Source organism: Streptomyces sp. NPDC056169 (genome assembly GCF_042268445.1).
Taxonomy (GTDB): domain Bacteria; phylum Actinomycetota; class Actinomycetes; order Streptomycetales; family Streptomycetaceae; genus Streptomyces.
This window is the reverse complement of record NZ_JBHJUO010000003.1, coordinates 89,915-108,071: the sequence shown is the minus strand read 5'-3', so window position 1 is coordinate 108,071 and position 18,157 is coordinate 89,915. Positions and strand designations below refer to the sequence as shown.

The window sequence follows — 18,157 nt, the reverse complement described above, 5'->3', positions numbered from 1 at the left end:
GCGACGACACGCCGACGGGCGTGGTCCGGTGGACGGGTGCAGACGACCCGAGCGCTCCTCCCCGAACCCGCCCGTCGCTTCGCCGCCTGGTGTGTCGTCCTGCTGCTCGCCGCGGGGGTCTTCGCCATCGGGATCTGGCTGTGCGTCGTCTTCCAGACGGCCGTCACCCCCGTCCTGCTCGCGATCCTCGGCACCGCGCTCCTCGGGCCGCTCTACCGGCGGCTCCTGCGCATGAAGGTGCGGAAGTCGCTCGCCGCCGGACTCACCGTCGTCGCCGTCGTCGCGGTGGTCGGCGGAGCCACGTACATCGTCGTCCTCGCGCTCATCGACACCGGCGACCAGATCATCGCCTCGCTGCGGCAGGCCGCCGCCGACATCGCGCAGCACCTCGGCGCCGCCGGGACCTCCCTCGACGACCTCGCCAAGAACGCCGAGGGCCTCCTCAAGCAGTTCGGCGGCACCGCCGCCTCCGGGGTGATCAGCGGGCTCAGCGTCGTCGCCCAGATGCTCGCCACCGCCGTCCTCGCCCTGCTCCTCATCTTCTTCTTCCTGAAGGACTCCGACCGGGCCGCCGGCGCCCTGCGCTCCCTCGCCCCCCGCGCCACCGGCGACACCGTCGAGGCCATGGCCCGACGGGCCTTCGAGGCCGTCGAGGGATACATGCGCGGCACGACCTTCGTCGCCCTCGTCGACGCCGTCATCATCGGCGCCGGACTGCTCGTCCTCTCCGTGCCCGGCGCGGTGGGACTCGCCGCGCTCGTCTTCGTCACCGCCTACATCCCGTACCTCGGCGCCTTCCTCTCCGGCGCCGTCGCCGTCCTCGTCGCCCTCGCCGACCGGGGCTTCGTCATCGCGCTGTGGGTGCTCGGCATCGTCCTCGCCGTCCAGGTCCTGGAGGGGAACGTCCTCCAGCCCTTCGTGCAGAGCAAGACCGTGCAGATGCACCCGGCCGCCGTCATGCTCGCGATCACGGCGGGCGCGTCCGTCGCGGGCATCCTGGGCATGCTCCTCGCCGTACCGCTGACCGCCGCCGCGACCGGGGTCCTCGGCGAACTGCGCGCGCGGTACGGGGCGCCCCGCGAGGCGCCCGAGGAGAGCAGCCCTCAGGGCGTATCCGACCCTGATCCGCCGGACAGGCCCTAAGCGGCCGCCATCCCGCCCGGCTCGAACGAGGCCAGCATCTGCTCGAGGGCCGCCTGGTCGGGCCCCACGAACGGGTCGGAGTCCGGGGCCATCGCGATCGTCTCCAGCATCCGGCCGGTCATCCGCACGGCCGGCGGCAGATGCGTGCACAGCACGATCTCCGGGTTCATCTCCCGCAGCGGCGCGATCGTCGCCCGGTACTTCTCCGCGTCCACGAGGTGCACCCACGGGCTGTCGAGCGTCGCCCACAGCAGCTGCGCCCGCCGCAGCTCCTCCGGCTTCAGGTCGCCCGCGTGCCCGCTCTCGGCGATCTCGACGCTCGGCATCGGGCCGCCGAAGCAGTCGGAGCTGAAGCAGATCCGGGTCCGGTCGTCGTAGAAGCCGACGGTCGCGGGGTTGTCGAAGAGCGGCGGCCGGAAGGCGTGCAGGGTGCGGTCGCCGACGTCGAGGGACTCGCCCGGGTTGAGGAAGTACACCCGGTCCATGGGCAGGGCCCGCTCGGTCATCATGATGCCGAAGCCGACGAAGGTCGTGACCACACGCGCGTCCGGGGCCGAGTCGAGCAGGTCGAAGATCCCGCCCGTGTGGTCGCGGTCGGGGTGGGTGAGCCAGATCCAGCGCACGTCCGCCGGGTCCATGATCCCGCCGAGCGCCGCGACGAAGTCACGGTCCGCGACGGAGAGACCGGTGTCGACGACGACCGGTTCGGCGGCGGTGAGGACGAAGGCGTTGACGGGGATGTGGCCGACCCCCGGTGCTTCGAGGCTGTCGGCCAGCACGGTGGTGTCACTGCCGACCTTGTGGATGTCCATGGCACGCTCCGTGGTCCCCCCGGCGGCCGTACTACACCAGTCTGCGCCGTACGAGGGGGCCGCGCGCGGCGTACGAGGGGGCCGCGCGGGCCGTACGAGGGGGCCGCGTGCGCCGTACGAGGGAGCCACGCGCGCCGTACGAGGGAGCCGCGTGCGCCGTACGGCCCACAGCGGGCAGGGCCCAGAGCCGACCTACCCGCAGCAGCCCTGCCCCGACGGCGGCTCGTTCAGCTCGAACCAGATCGACTTGCCCTCGCCCCGCGGGTCGAAGCCCCACGCGTCCGCCAGCATCTCCATCAGGAGCAGCCCGCGGCCGCTCGACGCCATCTCGCCCGGGTGCCGCTTGTGCGGCAGCTCGTCGCTCTGGTCGGAGACCTCGACGCGCAGCCGCCGCGACTCCTCGCCGCAGGCGACCTCGGCGACCAGGAGCGCGTCGCCGTCCGTGTGGACGAGGACGTTGGTGACCATCTCCGAGACCATGAGCACGGCCGAGTCGAGCTGGTCCTCGTCCTTCCAGTCGTGCAGGAGCTGGCGCAGCTGCTCGCGCGCCTCGGCGATCCGCTCCGGCTCCGCCTGGGCGATGGTCATCAGGGTCCGGCGCGGGGCCTCCGGCAGCGCGCCCCCGGGCCGGCGGGAGAGCAGCAGGACCGCGATGTCGTCCTCGCGGCGGTCGGCGAGCGGGCCCGTCGTGTGGTGCGAGCCGGGGCCGTGGACGGCCTCGACGAGGGTGTCGGCGAGCTGCTCCAGGTCCTCGCCGTCGTGGGACTCCAGGAGCGTCCTGACCCGCTCCCAGCCGGTGTCCAGGTCGTGCCCGCCGGTCTCCAGGAGGCCGTCGGTGCAGATCATCAGGGTCTCGCCGGGTTCCAGGGTGAGCCGGGTCGTGGGGTAGTCGGTGTCGGGGTCGATGCCGAGGGGCAGGCCGCCGGCCGTGGGCCTGAGGAGAACCGTTCCGTCGTTCATCCGTACGGCCGGGTCCGGATGCCCGGCCCGGGCGATGTCGACCGTGCCCGTCTCCAGGTCGACCTCCAGGTAGAGGCAGGTCGCGAAGCGCGGGCCGACGTTCTCCCCGTCGTCCCCGTCCGTGATCCCGTACAGGAAGCGCGAGGCGCGCGACAGCACCGCGTCCGGCCGGTGGCCCTCGGAGGCGTACGCGCGCAGGGCGATCCGCAGCTGCCCCATCAGGCCCGCGGCCCGCACGTCGTGGCCCTGGACGTCGCCGATGACGAGGGCGATGCGCCCGGCGCCGCGCCCGCCGGCGCGGGTGGTGCCGCCGGGCAGCCGGATCATGTCGTACCAGTCGCCGCCGACCTGGAGCCCGCCGCCGGTCGGCACGTACCGGGCGGCGACCTGGATGCCGGGGATGCCGGGGCCGAGGACCGGCATCATCGTCCGCTGGAGGCCGAGCGACAGCTCGCGCTCCGACTCGGCCACCCCGGCGCGCGCGAGGGCCTGCGCGAGCATCCGCGCGACCGTCGTGAGCACCGAGCGCTCGTCGGGCGTGAAGGCGACCGGGTGCTTGAAGGCGGCCATCCAGGCGCCCATCGTGCGCCCGGCGACGACGAGCGGCACGAACGCCCAGGAGCGGCGGCCGAAGCGCTGGGCGAGCGGCCAGGTGGTGGGGTACCGGCGCAGGTACTCCTCCGGCGTCGGCAGATAGATCGCGCGCCCGGTCCGTACGACGGCAGCCGCCGGGTAGTCGGTGTCGAGCGCCATCGACGAGAACGGCCCCTCGTCGCCCTGGCTGTGCCCGTGGTGGCCGATGACGGTCAGCCGGTCGCCGGCCACGCCGAAGACGGCGAGCCCGTCCGGCGAGAAGCCGGGCATCGACAGGGAGGCCGCCACCCGCAGCACCTCGGCCGTCGAGCGGGCCTCCGCGAGGGCCCGTCCCGCGTCGAGGAGGAAGGCCTCGCGGGAGCGGCGCCAGTCGCCGGTGATCGGGGTGTGCGCGGCGGTGCCGGGCTGCTGCTCGGCGACTTCCTGGAGGGTGCCGACGAGCTGGTAGTCGTTGCCCTCGATGAGGGGCTTGGACCTGCTCCGTACGGTACGGATCACCCGGCCGTGCTCGTCCATGATCCGCAGCCGGGCCTCGGCGAGGGTGCCCTCGGCGACGGCCAGATTGACGACCCCGTCGATCTCGTTCCAGTCGACCGGGTGAAATCGCGAGCGTACGGCCGCCTCGGTGAGCTGCACCGATGCGGCGGGCAGCCCGAGCAGCCGGGCCGCCTCGGCGTCGAGCGAGACGATCCCGGACGCGTTGTCCCAGCGCCACAGGCCGGTCGCGATCGCGGCCAGGACGTCCTCGGTGCGCATTGCCCTACTTTATGAATATCGGACAGCAGGTCGCCACTGAGAGTATTCGAAAAGGGATCATGGGGCGGCCGGTACCCTGGGTGCGTCTGTCGGCGTGTTCCTGTGACTTGCGTCCCGTAAGTGACGGGCGTGCGACGACGGCGCCCCATCCCAAGATCCCGATCCCGAAGACTGGATGAACGACGATGCATCGGTACAGGTCCCACACCTGCGGCGAGCTCCGCGCCTCTGACGTCGGCACCGACGTCCGGCTGAGCGGCTGGCTGCACAATCGGCGCGACCTGGGCGGCATCCTCTTCATCGATCTGCGCGACCACTACGGCATCACGCAGCTCGTCGCCCGCCCCGGCACCGCCGCGGCCGAGGTCCTCGACAAGCTGACGAAGGAGACCGTCGTCCGCGTCGACGGCAAGGTCGTCTCGCGTGGCGCGGAGAACGTCAACCCGGAGCTGCCCTCCGGCGAGATCGAGATCGAGGCCGTCGAGGTCGAGGTCCTGGGCGCGGCCAAGCAGATCCCCTTCACCGTCAACACCGACGACGGCGTGAACGAGGAGCGGCGCCTGGAGTACCGCTTCCTCGACCTGCGCCGCGAGCGCATGCACCGCAACATCATGCTGCGCTCCGCCGTCATCGCCTCCATCCGTTCGAAGATGGTGGCCCTCGGCTTCAACGAGATGGCGACCCCGATTCTCGCCGCGACCTCCCCCGAGGGCGCCCGCGACTTCGTCGTCCCGTCCCGTCTGAACCCGGGCAAGTTCTACGCGCTGCCGCAGGCGCCCCAGCAGTTCAAGCAGCTGCTCATGATCTCCGGCTTCGACCGCTACTTCCAGATCGCGCCCTGCTTCCGCGACGAGGACGCCCGCGCCGACCGTTCGCCGGGCGAGTTCTACCAGCTCGACGTCGAGATGAGCTTCGTCGAGCAGGAAGACGTCTTCCAGCCGATCGAGAAGCTGATGACGGAGATCTTCGAGGAGTTCGGCGGCGGGCGTCACGTCACGTCCCCGTTCCCCCGCATCCCGTTCCGCGAGTCGATGCTCAAGTACGGCAACGACAAGCCCGACCTGCGCACCGCCCTCGAACTCGTCGACATCTCCGACGTCTTCGAGGCCTCGGAGTTCAAGGCCTTCGCCGGCAAGCACGTCCGCGCGCTCGCCGTGCCGAACACGGGCGACCAGCCCCGCAAGTTCTTCGACGCGCTGGGCGACTTCGCGGTCTCCCTCGGCGCGAAGGGCCTGGCCTGGGTCCGCGTCGGCGAGGGCAACGCCCTCACCGGCCCGATCGCCAAGTTCCTCACCGAGGAGAACGTCAAGGTCCTCACCGAGCGCCTCGGCCTGGAGCCGGGCCACGCGATCTTCTTCGGCGCGGGCGAGTTCGACGAGGTCTCCAAGATCATGGGCCCGGTCCGGGTCGAGGCCGCCAAGCGCGCCGGCCAGTTCGAGGAGAACGTCTTCCGCTTCGCGTGGATCGTGGACTTCCCGATGTACGAGCGGGACGAGGAGACCGGCAAGATCGACTTCTCGCACAACCCGTTCTCCATGCCGCAGGGCGGCATCGAGGCCCTGGAGACCCAGGACCCGCTGGACGTCCTCGGCTGGCAGTACGACATCGTCTGCAACGGCATCGAGCTGTCCTCGGGCGCGATCCGGAACCACGAGCCCGAGATCATGTTCAAGGCCTTCGAGATCGCGGGCTACTCGCGCGAGACGGTCGAGCACGAGTTCGCGGGCATGCTCCGCGCCTTCGAGTACGGCGCCCCGCCGCACGGCGGCATCGCCCCCGGCGTCGACCGCATCGTCATGCTCCTCGCGGACGAGCCCAACATCCGCGAGACGATCGCCTTCCCGCTCAACGGCAACGCCCAGGACCTCCTGATGGGCGCCCCGACCGAGCTGGACGAGTCCCGCCTGCGCGAGCTGAACATCCAGCTCCGCAAGCCGGTGGAGAAGGCGACGGAAAAGCCCTCCGAAACCCGCCCGGTCACGGACGCGGTCCACCCGGACGCGGCGCGCTAGTCACCCTGACGAAGGGCCCGGGACCGCACGACGGTCCCGGGCCCTTCGTCATGAGCACGCACGCGGGACGCTTCGGCCATGGCCATGTGCGACAGCCCGTCTTCGTACTTCCCCGAGATTGCGGCCAGGGCCAGACCGCCCCATCGGAGCCTGACCTCGGCGAGGAGTTCGGAGCGTTGCATGTGCCCGACAGCGAGGTCACGCACCTGCTCCCAGCACTGCGGCGAACAGGACCTCACCCCGGGCTTCTCCAAGGACTGCTCAAGGCTCTCCAACGAGGCACGTCCGATTCCGCCGGAGCCTTGGAGCCGACAGAGCGCCGCGCCGTCACACTGCGCGGAGTCGGCGGAATTCATGCGGGGTGCGAGGGAAGGAGGAAGAGAGGATGCTCGACTGCAGCTCTCCATCAAGAGAGGAAGCGAGGAACTGTGTGCAGGATGCAGAGAAATGCTCCCATCGGTCGCCGCGCGCCTCGTTCACCATGACGGTCCATTGGTCCGGGTCAAGGTCGGGTCGAACAAGCCAGTAGAGGCATTCTCCGTTGTCCGTGGTCGCCCATGGGATGACTCGGGACCCCTCGGCCTCCAGTTCCGTCGGCTTCTCCTCGAATTCCCAAAGGGCTTCCAGGTCTTCGGCCTGGTGCTCCGCCCATTCGATGAGGTCGTAGTTCCGGTTGGGGCAGCCGGGTTCGAGTACGTACAGGTAGTCGTCCCAGTTGCTTCCTCCGTAGAGGTGGATGAGCTCCTTGTAGTCGGAGGGAAGCTCGACACCCAGGCTGCGCTCGACATCGCCCCAACCCTTCTGTCGGGGCTCACCACGCGCTGGGGCGAACTCGAGGAGACGGGCCAGGGCGTTGCTCACGGCGGGGTTCCTTTCCCTGAGGGCCAATGGGTCCGAACAACGAGAATGACTTCAGGCCGATGTGACGATGCTTTGGATCCTCTCCCGCAGCTCACTGTCCGTCAGGTCGGCGGGCTCTCTGCGGCCCTCCGGGCTTCCCGCCATCCGTCGGCGAATTCAGCAGCAGTGCATGTTCCCTGGCTAAAGGTGCTGAGCAGTGACATCAGGCGGGTAGGCGGTGGCGACCTCCTGGAGATGAGCCCACCTCTTCTTCATTTGTCGTGCGTAGCGTCCGAATTGTGCGCGTGTCGCATCGATTCCTTCAGCCACTGCGCCGGTCAGGGGCGCCTCAGTGCCGGCGATCAGTGTGTATCCCGGCTCGGGGAACAGCACGGCTCCTTGCAGGTCTGGGGTGTACAGAATCGCAGGAGGCGCAAGGCCGGCGAGGCCGGTCTCGGTGGGCCGGCGCTGTACCACCGCCGACGTGCCGGGGGCGACGGACGCAGGCGGGGCGTCGAAGGTGTGCTCCGTGCCCACGGCCCGGCACCCTGCTTCGATGCGGCGAATTGTCGCGGCGTCCAGGTGAGTGCTGCCCCGGCCGACGGCTCGACGCGCTCAAGGTTGGACCACCACCCAACCCCGTTCGCGCCTTGGGGCACCAGACCGCCAGAACCTCCTGTACGGCTGCGGGAAAGCAGTAATTACCCGCGCGGCATCGATTGCGCGAAGTTTTCACGTCTTAGTAGCCACGTATCGTCGAGTTCTACGGTCGTGTCGATTCGGTAACCCGCACGATCCAGCATGACGAGGCCGATGGCGATGACGCCTTCGAGCAGTGCCTTGAGTGGCTGATTGTTGGATCTTTCGTATCGGGCGAGCAGCTCTGTTGTGAACACGGAGAACTCGTTCGCGTCCACTTCGCATTCGTCATCGATGATCCTTCCCAGCCCGGGGTTCCGGGAGAATTCCTCACCGATTCCGTTCGCTGTGGACAGGAAAAGTCTGGCGACGCTGTTCGACGGATTCCATACGTCCTGCTCGTTCAGTCGAAAGAAGCAACTCACTCGGTCCACCTCACCACTGCTTCTACCTCGGGGTTCCTTTGGCGCCACGCCTCGACGGCAGATTCCACGGCAGCCTTGAACGTGGGCGTAGCACCTGGTTCGGTGAAGTGTAGGCCAATCGGAGAGTCCTCCCATCCTTCCAGGTGTGACCGGGCCCGGATGTACGAGTCCAGCTTTTTGTTGACGTGTTTATCGATCCAGGGTTCGATCCTCATGTGAGGATTTTGCCCCGTTGCTGTTTTCTCCTCCCAGAGCGTCCCGTTTTCTATCCTGTCGATGTCGGTGATAGTGTCCGACCAATTCGATGGATTGTCGACAATATAGTTCGTGTCCCCGTTCACCGGTGGACGCTGGCGATTGGAAGCTCCGTCCTCCGGGCACGGCGCCAGCCCCAGAGGGTCTCTCCACGTGTGCGGGTTGTGAACGTACGTAGCCGGGTTCGGAGACGGCGCCAGCCCCAGTGGATCCTGGCTCAGGTACCGCGCTGACTCCGGGTCGTAGTACCGGAAGTAGTTGTAGTGGAGGCCCGATTCCGGGTCGAAATACTGGCCAGGGAAGCGGAGTGGGGTGTACGCCGTGGCGTTCCGGTTCCACGTCGTCGTTCCCCAGAGCGATGGACGGGTTCGCCAGGCCAAGTCGCCTGATTCGTCGATGAGTTCCGTCGGCGTGCCGATGAGGTCGGTGACGATGGCGAAGAAGCGTTCGTCGGTGGAGTCCGGGCCCGTGCGGCGTTCCGTCTGGGTCAGGGGGCGTAGGCCCGTGTGGTCCCAGGTGAGGGTGATATCGGCCGTCGTCTGTTCGCAGAGGGTCGTGCCGTCCCAGGTGAAGTGGACTGTCTCCAGCGGGGATTGCTTGGATATACGGCGGCCCAGGGGGTCGTACGCGTACCGCCAGACCGTGCCATCCGGTGTCGTTACCGCCGTGAGGCGGTCCTCCGCGTCCCACTCGTAGCGCCACGTGTCCGGTTTGCGGGAGAGGCGGGTCTTCTGGCGCAGGACGGTCCGGCCCTGGGCGTCGTGTTCGTAGCGGACGGATCCCGCGTGGGAGATCCGGGTGCCCTGGTAGGCACGTGTGCCCGTCGCCGAGTGGGACGGGTGCGTGGACGGCCAGGACGCTTGTGTTTGGTTGCCGGCCTCGTCGTAGGCGTACTGCTCCGTCCAGTCGCGGGCGTGGACCGCCGTGACGCGGCCCGTCGCGTCCAGGTCGAAGCTGCGGGCGCCGGAGAGTTCGTCGGTGATGCCGACCAGGCCGCCGTCGGCGCGGTACGTGTACGCGCGGTGCTGGAGCCTGTGACCCGAGCCGCCCGTGACCTGCTGCGCCGCGAGGCGGCCCATCGGGTCGAACGACGAGGTCACGGCCGCGAAGTCGCCTATATGGCAGGTCGTTTCGCGGCCTAGGGCGTCGTGGGTGAAGGCCAGCGTCCGGCCCGAGCTCGTCAGTTCCGTTCGACGGCCCGCCGCGTCGTACGACCACGAGCTCGTCGAACCGCCCGGCGTCGTCCGGCCCGTTCGCCGCCCCACCGTGTCGTGGGTGAAGGAGAGCGTGCGGCCGTTGACCGTCTCGGAGACGAGACGGCCGTAGCGGTCCCGGAGGCGTTCCAGCGTCGCGTCCGGGCTCGTCGCCGTCGCCAGTTGGTCGAAGACGTCGTACTCGTAGGCGGTGAGTGCCCCTTCGGCGTCCTTGCGGACGATACGGCCCAGGCTGTCGCGGTCGAAGCGGATCGTCTGGCCGAGCCCGTTCGCGCGGGACGTCAGACCGCCCGCCGCGTCGTACTCATAGCTCAGCGGCCGGTCGTCGAAGTCCGTCTCCGTGACCAGTCGGCCCGCCGGGTCATAGGCGTAGTCCCAGGTCAGACCCTGCGGGTCGGTCACCCGCGTCAGTCGCAGGTTCGTGTCGTGGGCGAAGGCGTACCGGACTCCGTCCGGGCCCGTGCGGGATGTCAGGAGGTCGAAGTCGGTGTACGTGAAGCGGGTCGTGCCGCCCAGGCCGTCCGTGTGGCTGAGGCAGTTGCCCTCGCCGTCGTACGTCCAGGACTCCACCGTGCCGTCGGGCGCGGTGCGCCGGGACGGGCGGCCCTCGACCGTCCACTCCAGACGGGTCGTCGCGCCCAGAGGGTCGGTGATCCGGACCGTACGGCCGAACGCGTCGTGTTCGTAGCGGGTCGTGGATCCCAGTGGGTCGGTGATCTCGGTGGGTAGGCCGCGATCGTCCAGGACCAGTCGCGTCGTGGCGCCGAGTGCGTCCGTCATCGACGTGAGTCGGCCCCACTCGTCGTACGTGAACTCCGTGCGGGCTCCCGACGGGGCCGTCACCGACGTGCGGTTGCCGCGTTCGTCGAAGGTCTGGTGGGTGGTGTTGCCGTCGGTGCCGGTGATGCGTGTCGGGAAGCCGTTGGCGTCGTATTCGGCTCGCGTCTGCCGGCCGTCCGGGCGTTCCAGGACCGTCATGCGGCCGTGTTCGTCGTAGGTGGAGCGGCTGACGTGGCCCAGGGGGTCCGTCCGTGACAGCAGGCGGTTGTGGCGGTCGTACGCGAAGCGGGTGACCGCGCCCAGCGCGTCGATCTCGGCGACCACCTGGGAAAGGTCATTGATCAGGTACCGCTGGGTGTGCCCCAGGCCGTCGGTGAGGGTCGTGACGCGGAGTCCGGTCGCCGGGTCGACGTCGTCCCAGGTGAAGGTGGTTTCCAGGTGTCCGTTCGTGCCTGACTGGTACGTGCAGCGGTCCTGGTCGTCGTAGACGTAGTCGAAGCGGCTTCCGTTGGTGTCGGTCCACGAGGTGATGCGGCCGTGTTCGTCGCAGTCGAAGCGGACGGGGCGGCCCGAGGAACCGGTGACCTCCGTCAGGTGGCCGTCCGTGTAGCCGTAGCGCAGGATCTCCTGGTCGGAGCCGTCCGCCGCCCCACCCGCGAGGTGGAGGGCGGTGACGCGGCCCCCGTCCGTGGTGAGCTTCAGGTGGTAGCCGCCGTGGTGGACGATCGACGTCGGGGCGCCCGACTCGTCGTACTCGAAGGTGATCCAGCGGCCGTTGCGGTCGTCGATCTGGGCCAGGAGCGCGAGCCCGTCGCCGTGGTCGGTGAAGTGCCAGACCTTGCGGGTGTCGGGGTCGGTGATCGTGTAGCCGTCCTCGACCCGGTCCAGTGGCCACCGCCGGCCGTGGGTGGGCATGACCGGCACCCCGGGGGCGGGATGGGGATAGGCGAGGAGGCTGCCCTCGTCGCAGCTGAAGACGATGCCTTCCGAGTCGATCTCCAGCCGCTGGTCCACCGTCGACGACCACGCCCGGCCGAACCAGCCGCCCGAGCGGCGCGAGGAGTCGAAGCCGCGGCGGAAGACGAGAGGCAGCGAGCCGGGCAGGGCGATGTCGGTCTGTGGCAGCAGCATCCGACCCGTGGCGATGTCGATGGGATCCCGCTCGCACCGCGTCTCCTTGCCCGTCTTGCAGGTGCTGGGCGGGTTCTTCTCCTGGTCCGCGCGGCTGCCGTCCGGCTTCGTCCCGTCCGGCTTCTTCCCCTCGGGCAGGTGCTTGGTGCCGTTCCTCAGGCCGGCGCGCAGGCCTCCCCGCACCACCCCCGCGCCCTTCGTGCCGATCAGCTCGGGGAGCAGCCGGCCGAGGAACTCCGACGGGTCGCCCTTCACCGCGTCCCAGGCGTTCTTCAGCGCCCTGTCCGGGTTCGCCAGCGTGGACGTCAGGCCGGCGAGCGTCATGTTGACGCCCTTGTAGTACTCGGCCGGGTGGGTCAGGTTGTACGGGTCCACCGGGTTCACCGCGCGCACGAAGTTGAGCAGCCCCGCCGTGCCCTTGACGACACCACCGCCGAAGTGGGCCAGCTCGATGCTCTGGCCCATGTTGTAGTCCGCCAGCTCAAGCGCCGCCCTGTCGCGGCCCGTCGGCACCTTCGGCGCGTGTGCCAGCGCCGCACTGACGGCCGCCTTCGCGGTCTCCGCGGCCTCGTTGCGTGCCTTCCGCGCGTCGTTCAGGACCTCCCGGGCACGCTGCCGCTTGGCCTGGCCGGGGTCGGTGAAGGTCCCGGGGTCGGGCAGCGGACTGTCCCCGGTGCGGGCCGCGTTGTAGGCGTCGACCTTCTTGTTGTACGCGTCGACGGCCGACGTGGAGTCCTGGTCGCCCTCCTTGTACAGCGCGATCGCCTCACGCGCTTTGCCCTGCGCGCTCACGATCGCCTTGGAGTACGTCTCCAGCGCCTTGGCCGCGTTCTCCATCGCGTCCGCCGCGTGCAGCCAGTCCGTCGGCAGGGTGTGGAACTCCTCCCGGAACGCGTCGGCGGCCTCGCCCTTCCAGTGACCGGCGTCCAGTTTCCTCATCCCGCCGCCGACCAGGTCGAACGCCCGCTGGAAGTCCCGCAGGTTCTTCACCGCCGCGGCGATCTTCTCCGGCTTGCCGTGGACGAGTTCGTCGGCGTCCTCGGTCTGCCCGAGCTGCTGCTCCCCGACCTCCGCGCCGAGGGAGGACGCGGTCCGGTCGCCCCAGTCCTCGACGGCGTCCGCCCAGTCCCGCGCGCCCAGGCTCTCCAGGCCCTGACCGGCCTTGTCGGTCACATAGTCGACGCCCTCGCCCAGGCCCTCCTTGGCCTTGTCGATGCCGTCACCGACCTTGTCGATCCCCTTGTCGACCAGCCCGCCCCAGTCCACCATCAGCGGTTCTCCCCCCAACGCGGCTGTTCGGCCTGGTCGATGGTCGCCTGGTCGGGATCGAGCAGGTCCCTCAGCCTCCGGTCCGCCTCGTCCCGCCGCTCCGGGCCCATCGCACCGGAGCGTTCCAGCCCGTCGAGCATGGAGTCCTCGACGTCGTACGCGGTGTTCTTCCAGTTCTGCTTGACCTCGTCGTGGGCGTCGCTGAACGACTCCGGGCTCCAGTCCGCGCCGTCCCACATGTGCTGGTCACGGACCGTGTCCCAGCGCATCTCCTTGACCTCGTCCTCGGACAGGTGCGGGTTCCCGTTGAGGGAGTTCACGCCGATCTTGATCGAGTCCTTGATGTACTGCTCCTGCTCCGCGAACGACCCCGCGGACAGGCCCACCGCCTGCGCGAACCCGTTCCCCTGCTGGGTCAGCGCGCGGACGCCCCACTCCCACCGTTCGCAGAACGTCTCGAACTCCGCCGTCAGGCCGCCATGCCCCAGCTCAAGCCCGGACAGGGCCAGATCGGAGAACCCGCGGCCCGTCGACGCCTGACCGACGAAGCCGAGCTCCTTCAGCTCGGCATGGGCCAGGTCGATGCCCTTCGCTATCGCCGCCAGCGCCGCCGCCGGCGCCGCGAGATCCGGCTCATTCCCGCTCATCGTGCCCCCGCTCCCCTATCCCCTGTCCCTCCGAGATCCACCGCCACCTCGTCCGGGACGATCCCCGCCACCGGCGGAAACAGCGCCCCGTCCGCACTGCCCGCGTCGAGGGCGACCCCGCCCGGCCCGGGCAGCATCGGCACCATCACGTCCAGCAGCCGCGCACCCAGAACGGTCTGGTACGTCCACTCCCGCGCCGCTTCTCCCCGCGCGACCGCGAACCGCGCCAGCGCCTCCTCGTCCGAGAACGCGCAGATCCACCGGACTCCGTTGAAGTCCGCGCTCCACAGGCTCCCGGAGTCGTCGAACGGCACGAGCACGGCCGTACGCCGGAATTCGCCGAGCAAACGCGCGAATTCTCGCCGCGCCGCCGTTTCCTCTTCGCCGGCCGCCTTGGGCCGGGGCTCCGGCTCCGGCTCCGGCACGGCCCGCGCGCCCGGGCCTCCCGCGAGAGCCGCCCCCTCCGGTTCCTGTACGGCCGCCTCGGGTGCCCGCCCGGCTGCCGCCGGTGCCGATCCGTCCGCCAAATCCGCCAGCCTCGCAACCTGTCGAGGCTCCGGTATGCCGTCTCCGTTCTCCGTCACTCACGCAGCGTGCCACGCGCCCATTCACACGAGCAACGAACAAAGACCCGAGCCCGTCAGGTCGGGCCGTCGGCGTCGAGCCTCGGGACGGCGGCCGGATCGCAGACGGGTTGCCCAGGCCGAGTCAGCTCCACGACGTTCGAGCAGCCGTCACACGGTACGAGGCGGTGGGGTCAGGGCCGCGCGGAGTGCCGGGGTCAGTACGCGGCGCGTCTCGGACGGGGTGAGGGCGGCGGGGGTGGGGAGTGGGTTGAGGTAGCGGGTGTAGATGAGGCCGCCGAGGATGGTCACCACGGCCGTGGCGCGGGCGGTCGCGTGCCGACCGCCGAGAAATTCAACAAGCCGGGCCAGCAACTCGTGTTCCAGGTATTCGCGGATCACCTCGGCGGCCTCGTCGCCCTGCGCGGTGAGCCGGCGGAAGTCGGCGTCCTCCCACAGTTCCGTCACCGCGTCGATCAGGCGGCCGGGGAGAGTGGCCGGGTCGCCGCCCAGGACGTCGTCCACCGCGAGCGCGTTGGCGCACTGGAACTGCATCACGTCCGCGAACAGGCCCTTCTTCGAGCCGAAGTGATAGGCGATCAGCGCGGGGTCGACCCCCGCGAGCCCGGCCACCGCCCGCAGGGTGGTGCGCCGGTAGCCGCGCTCCAGGAACAGCGCACGGGCCGCCGAGACGATCGACTCGCGGGTCGGCGGGTTGCCTCGGGGGCGGCCTCGGGTGCGGGCGGGGGCAGAGGCGGCGTTATTCATCAGCGTTGAGCCTGCGTTTCGTGATCGGCACAGTCAATGGCGTTCCGACAATCACACGAAGGGATGGCTCGCCATCATGCGTATCGCAATATTCGGCGCCAACGGACCGACCGGCCGACACCTCACCGACCAGGCCCTCGCCGCCGGCCACGAGGTCGTGGCCGTGACCCGCCGGCCCGGCTCCCTCCCCGCACGGCCCGGTCTCACCGTCGCCGTCGCCGACGCCACCGACCCGGCTGCTGTCGACGCCGCGCTCGGCGGGACCGATGCCGTCCTGTCCGCGCTGGGTGCACGCTTCAGCAAGGAGACCATCACCACGTACTCGGCGAGCGCCACGGCCATCACCGAGGGCATGGCCCGCCACGGCATCAAGCGGCTGCTCGTCGTCAGTTCCAGCATCGCCGACCCGAACTGGCGCCCCACCGGCGCGCACTTCTTCAACCACGTGCTCGACCCGCTGGTGAACCGGCGTCTCGGCCGCACCCTCCACGAGGACATGCGCCGCATGGAGGCCGAGATCCGCGCCACGGACCTCGACTGGACCTTCGTACGGCCCTCGGGCCTCTTCGAGCACCCCGCCGTCACGGACTACCGCACTACCGAGACCAGCGCCGACGGTGTCTTCACCGCCCGCTCCGACCTCGCCGCGAGCATGCTGCGCGAGCTGGAGGAGCGGCGGTACGTCCGAACGGCCATGGGCGTCATCACCACGGCAGTGAAGCCGAACATCGCCAAGCTGATCTGGAACGAGGGCGTGAAGAAGAAGTGAGCCGGACGTCGACCATCGAACTCACGGGCGGCATGCAGGGGTTCCTCACCCGCCCCCACACGGCCACCCTGACCACCCTCCGCCCCGACGGCACCCCGCACGTCGCCCCCGTCCGCTTCACCTTCGACGCGGCCACCGGCCTGGCCCGGGTGACCACCCGGGCGGGGGCCCGCAAGGCCCAGAACGTGGCAGCAGCCGGCCCGGTGGCCCGTGTCGCGCTCTGCCAGGTGGACGGCTTCCGCTGGGCCACCCTCGAAGGCCGGGCCACCGTCACCGACGACCCCCTGCGCCTGGCTGAGGCGGTCCGCCGTTACACCGCCCGCTACCGAGCGGCCCCGCCCACCCCACCTGACCTGGCCGTGATGGAGATCGCCGTCGACCGCGTCCTGAGCCTCAACCTCTGACTTCCGGTACGAGCCCCCGGTACGAGTCTCCGACACGAATTCCCCCGCCCCCGTTGAATTTCCCGCATCCCCGAAAGCGAAGTGACACCGCCATGCCCACCATCCCCGTCCTCGACTCCACCCTTCACTACCGCGAGTCCGGCGACCCCGACGGACTGCCGTTCGTCTTCCTCCACGGCAATCCCACCTCCTCCCACCTCTGGCGCAACGTCCTGCCGGGTGTGGCCGCGCCCGGTCGCCGCCTTCTCGCCCCCGACCTCATCGGCATGGGCGACTCCGGGAAGCCCGACCTCGCCTACTCCTTCGACGACCACGCCCGCTACCTCGACGCCTGGTTCGATGCCCTCGGGCTCGACGAGGCCGTCCTCGTCGGCCACGACTGGGGCGGCGCCCTCGCGTTCGACCGCGCCGCCCGCCTCCCGGGCCGCGTCCGTGGCCTCGCCTTCACCGAGACGATCATCAAGCCGCTCGTCGGCGACGAATTCCCGGCAGCCGGGCGGGAGCTGTTCACCCTCCTGCGCACCCCCGGGGTCGGCGAGGAGATGATCCTGGAGAAGTCGCTGTTCATCGAGGGGCTCCCGGGCACGCTCGCCACCCCGCTCGACCCCGCCGACCTGGACGTCTACCGCCGCCCGTTCCCGACCCCACAGAGCCGCCGTCCGGTACTGGCGTGGACGCGCATGATGCCGCTGGACGACGAGCCGGCCGACGTCGTGGCACGCGTCGAGCGCTACGACGCCTGGCTGGCCGCCAGCCCCGAAACCCCCAAGCTGCTCGCCGCGTTCGAGCCGGGACCGGGTGCGATGACCGACGAGGGCACGGTGGCCTGGTGCGAGGAGAACATCGCCGGCCTGGAGATCTCCCGCCACGGGGTCGCCGGCCACCACTCCCCGGAGGACCGCCCCGAGGAACTGGCCGCGGCGATCAACGACTGGGCCGACCGCCACGGGCTGACGCGCCGATAGGTGTCCTCGCCGAGCGCCGAGCGCGAGGCCGACGGGGCGGCCGAGGCCCGTGTAACGAAAGGCGGTTGGTCCGTGAGGCGTTCAGCCGGACGCGCAGACGCGGCAGCTCCCCGGTTCGGGGGCTCGGTAGGCGCGGTCGCAGGTGTCGCAGTTCTGGAGGGGGTGCCGGGCGGACGGGTTCTCGGGGGCGGATCGGAAGGGTGGCAGGGGTGGGAGCTGGGCGGTGAGGCGGTGGGCCAGGAGCGCGGCCGGGCGGTGCAGGGGTTCCTGCGGGAGGCCCGTGGTCAGGGCTCGGTGGACGGCTTCGGGGGTGAGGTCGCGCTCCAGCCAGGCGGCGACACCCGGGACGAGGTGTTCGGCGTCCGTGGCGGAGATCAGGAGCCGCGGGTCGGTGCGGCGGAGGCCGGAGAGGACTCCGAGGGCGGTCTGGAGGAGGTCCGGGGCGGGGTACGCGGGCTGCGGTACGGACGGCAGGGCGCGGCGGCGCTGCGGTTTCTCGGCGGCCCGCCGGGGCCGGGGCGGGGGATTCGGCTCGGTCGGCTCGTCCCCGGCGCCCGTCCGGCCCGGCTGGTTGCAGGAGACCGTACGCGTGACGATGTGGCCCTCGTCGGTCCGTACACGGGTGCGCCGCAGGTAGCCGTGGGCCTCCAGTTCGCGCAGGGCTGCGGCGATCCGCGTCTTTCCCTCGGGGAAGCGTGCGGCGAGGCTGCCGATGTCCACCTGGGAGCCGTTCGGGAGCGACTGGATGTGAAGGGCCAGGCCGATGGCCGTCAGCGACAGGGCGTCGTGCTGGGCGAGGTGGTTGCCGACCACCGTGAAGCGGGTGGTGTGGCGGGTGTTGTCGTGGATGACGCCGCCGTAACGCGCGGCCCCACGGGCGCCCCGGGAAGGGTGGTTTTTCCCGTCGTTACGGGACTTGGCGCGCAGGTGCACGCTAGTGTTCTGGTTACCCATCGGGAAGCCTCTTACTTCCTTGATGGTCAGGCCCTCGCATTGGGATTCGCAGTCCCGGCGGGGGCCGACGCATGTCAGCGGTGATGTGGTGATGCGGTGACGTGGTGTGTCGCGCTGAGCGTAGATCAAGCAACCCGGCTCAAAGCCAGTCGACTTGGTGTTTTTCACCCGAGCGAGTGAGTCCGGCCTGCGCGGGGCGGAGGGGTGGGGCTTGGTTCGGTTCCTTTCTCTCTCTTGTCGTGTTTGAGGAGACCGTC

Annotated in this window: 14 protein-coding genes; 5 read left to right on the top strand and 9 right to left on the bottom strand. The window is 70.1% G+C overall.

Annotated features, from left to right (window positions below; translation table 11 throughout):
- Positions 1-36: 36 nt before the first annotated feature.
- Complete coding sequence (locus tag ACFC0G_RS05445) at positions 37-1,143, top strand: AI-2E family transporter (protein ID WP_376397599.1); 1,107 nt, start codon at positions 37-39, stop codon at positions 1,141-1,143.
- Here ACFC0G_RS05445 and ACFC0G_RS05440 read toward each other — a convergent pair.
- Both ACFC0G_RS05440 and ACFC0G_RS05435 read right to left on the bottom strand, forming a co-directional pair.
- Positions 1,140-1,955, bottom strand: a complete 816-nt coding sequence (locus ACFC0G_RS05440; protein ID WP_376397596.1) for an MBL fold metallo-hydrolase — start codon at positions 1,953-1,955, stop codon at positions 1,140-1,142. The two genes, ACFC0G_RS05445 and ACFC0G_RS05440, sit on opposite strands and share 4 nt — an antisense overlap.
- A gap of 192 nt (positions 1,956-2,147) precedes the next feature.
- Positions 2,148-4,265 carry a SpoIIE family protein phosphatase gene (locus tag ACFC0G_RS05435; RefSeq protein ID WP_376397593.1) on the bottom strand — a complete coding sequence of 706 codons (2,118 nt, stop codon included), beginning with the start codon at positions 4,263-4,265 and terminating at the stop codon, positions 2,148-2,150.
- Positions 4,266-4,450: 185 nt separating this feature from the next.
- Between ACFC0G_RS05435 and aspS the strand changes: the two genes are divergently transcribed.
- Complete coding sequence (gene aspS / locus ACFC0G_RS05430) at positions 4,451-6,277, top strand: aspartate--tRNA ligase (protein ID WP_376397590.1); 1,827 nt, start codon at positions 4,451-4,453, stop codon at positions 6,275-6,277.
- A 327-nt stretch (positions 6,278-6,604) separates the two neighbouring features.
- Here the strand turns inward: aspS and ACFC0G_RS05425 are convergent, their stop codons facing one another.
- The 6 genes from ACFC0G_RS05425 to ACFC0G_RS05400 all read right to left on the bottom strand — a co-directional run bounded on the left by ACFC0G_RS05425 (position 6,605) and on the right by ACFC0G_RS05400 (position 14,808).
- Entirely contained in the window at positions 6,605-7,138 is a 534-nt protein-coding gene (locus tag ACFC0G_RS05425; RefSeq protein WP_376397588.1) for an SMI1/KNR4 family protein, read from the bottom strand.
- A gap of 680 nt (positions 7,139-7,818) precedes the next feature.
- Positions 7,819-8,181: a DUF6086 family protein gene (locus ACFC0G_RS05420; protein ID WP_376397585.1), complete on the bottom strand. Its 363-nt coding sequence runs from the start codon at positions 8,179-8,181 to the stop codon at positions 7,819-7,821.
- Positions 8,178-12,830, bottom strand: coding sequence for a putative T7SS-secreted protein (locus ACFC0G_RS05415; protein WP_376397583.1), 4,653 nt, complete (start codon positions 12,828-12,830; stop codon positions 8,178-8,180). The genes ACFC0G_RS05420 and ACFC0G_RS05415 overlap by 4 nt, the downstream gene beginning before the upstream one ends.
- Positions 12,830-13,477, bottom strand: coding sequence for a hypothetical protein (locus ACFC0G_RS05410; protein ID WP_376397580.1), 648 nt, complete (start codon positions 13,475-13,477; stop codon positions 12,830-12,832). The genes ACFC0G_RS05415 and ACFC0G_RS05410 overlap by 1 nt, the downstream gene beginning before the upstream one ends.
- Positions 13,474-14,061, bottom strand: a complete 588-nt coding sequence (locus ACFC0G_RS05405) for an SseB family protein (protein WP_376397577.1) — start codon at positions 14,059-14,061, stop codon at positions 13,474-13,476. Before ACFC0G_RS05405 ends, ACFC0G_RS05410 begins: the two co-directional genes overlap by 4 nt.
- A gap of 150 nt (positions 14,062-14,211) precedes the next feature.
- Complete coding sequence (locus ACFC0G_RS05400) at positions 14,212-14,808, bottom strand: TetR/AcrR family transcriptional regulator (RefSeq protein WP_376397574.1); 597 nt, start codon at positions 14,806-14,808, stop codon at positions 14,212-14,214.
- Positions 14,809-14,884: 76 nt separating this feature from the next.
- On the opposite strand from ACFC0G_RS05400, the gene ACFC0G_RS05395 reads away from it, so the two are divergent.
- The 3 genes from ACFC0G_RS05395 to ACFC0G_RS05385 are packed head-to-tail and all read left to right on the top strand — an operon-like array spanning position 14,885 to position 16,946.
- A complete protein-coding gene (locus ACFC0G_RS05395) occupies positions 14,885-15,577 on the top strand; it encodes an NAD(P)-dependent oxidoreductase (protein WP_376397571.1) in 693 nt (230 codons plus the stop codon).
- Positions 15,578-15,609: 32 nt separating this feature from the next.
- Positions 15,610-15,981, top strand: coding sequence for a pyridoxamine 5'-phosphate oxidase family protein (locus tag ACFC0G_RS05390; protein ID WP_376398430.1), 372 nt, complete (start codon positions 15,610-15,612; stop codon positions 15,979-15,981).
- 53 nt (positions 15,982-16,034) lie between these two features.
- Complete coding sequence (locus ACFC0G_RS05385; protein ID WP_376397569.1) at positions 16,035-16,946, top strand: haloalkane dehalogenase; 912 nt, start codon at positions 16,035-16,037, stop codon at positions 16,944-16,946.
- Positions 16,947-17,027: 81 nt separating this feature from the next.
- Here the strand turns inward: ACFC0G_RS05385 and ACFC0G_RS05380 are convergent, their stop codons facing one another.
- Positions 17,028-17,900: a helix-turn-helix domain-containing protein gene (locus ACFC0G_RS05380; protein ID WP_376397566.1), complete on the bottom strand. Its 873-nt coding sequence runs from the start codon at positions 17,898-17,900 to the stop codon at positions 17,028-17,030.
- Positions 17,901-18,157: the final 257 nt, after the last annotated feature.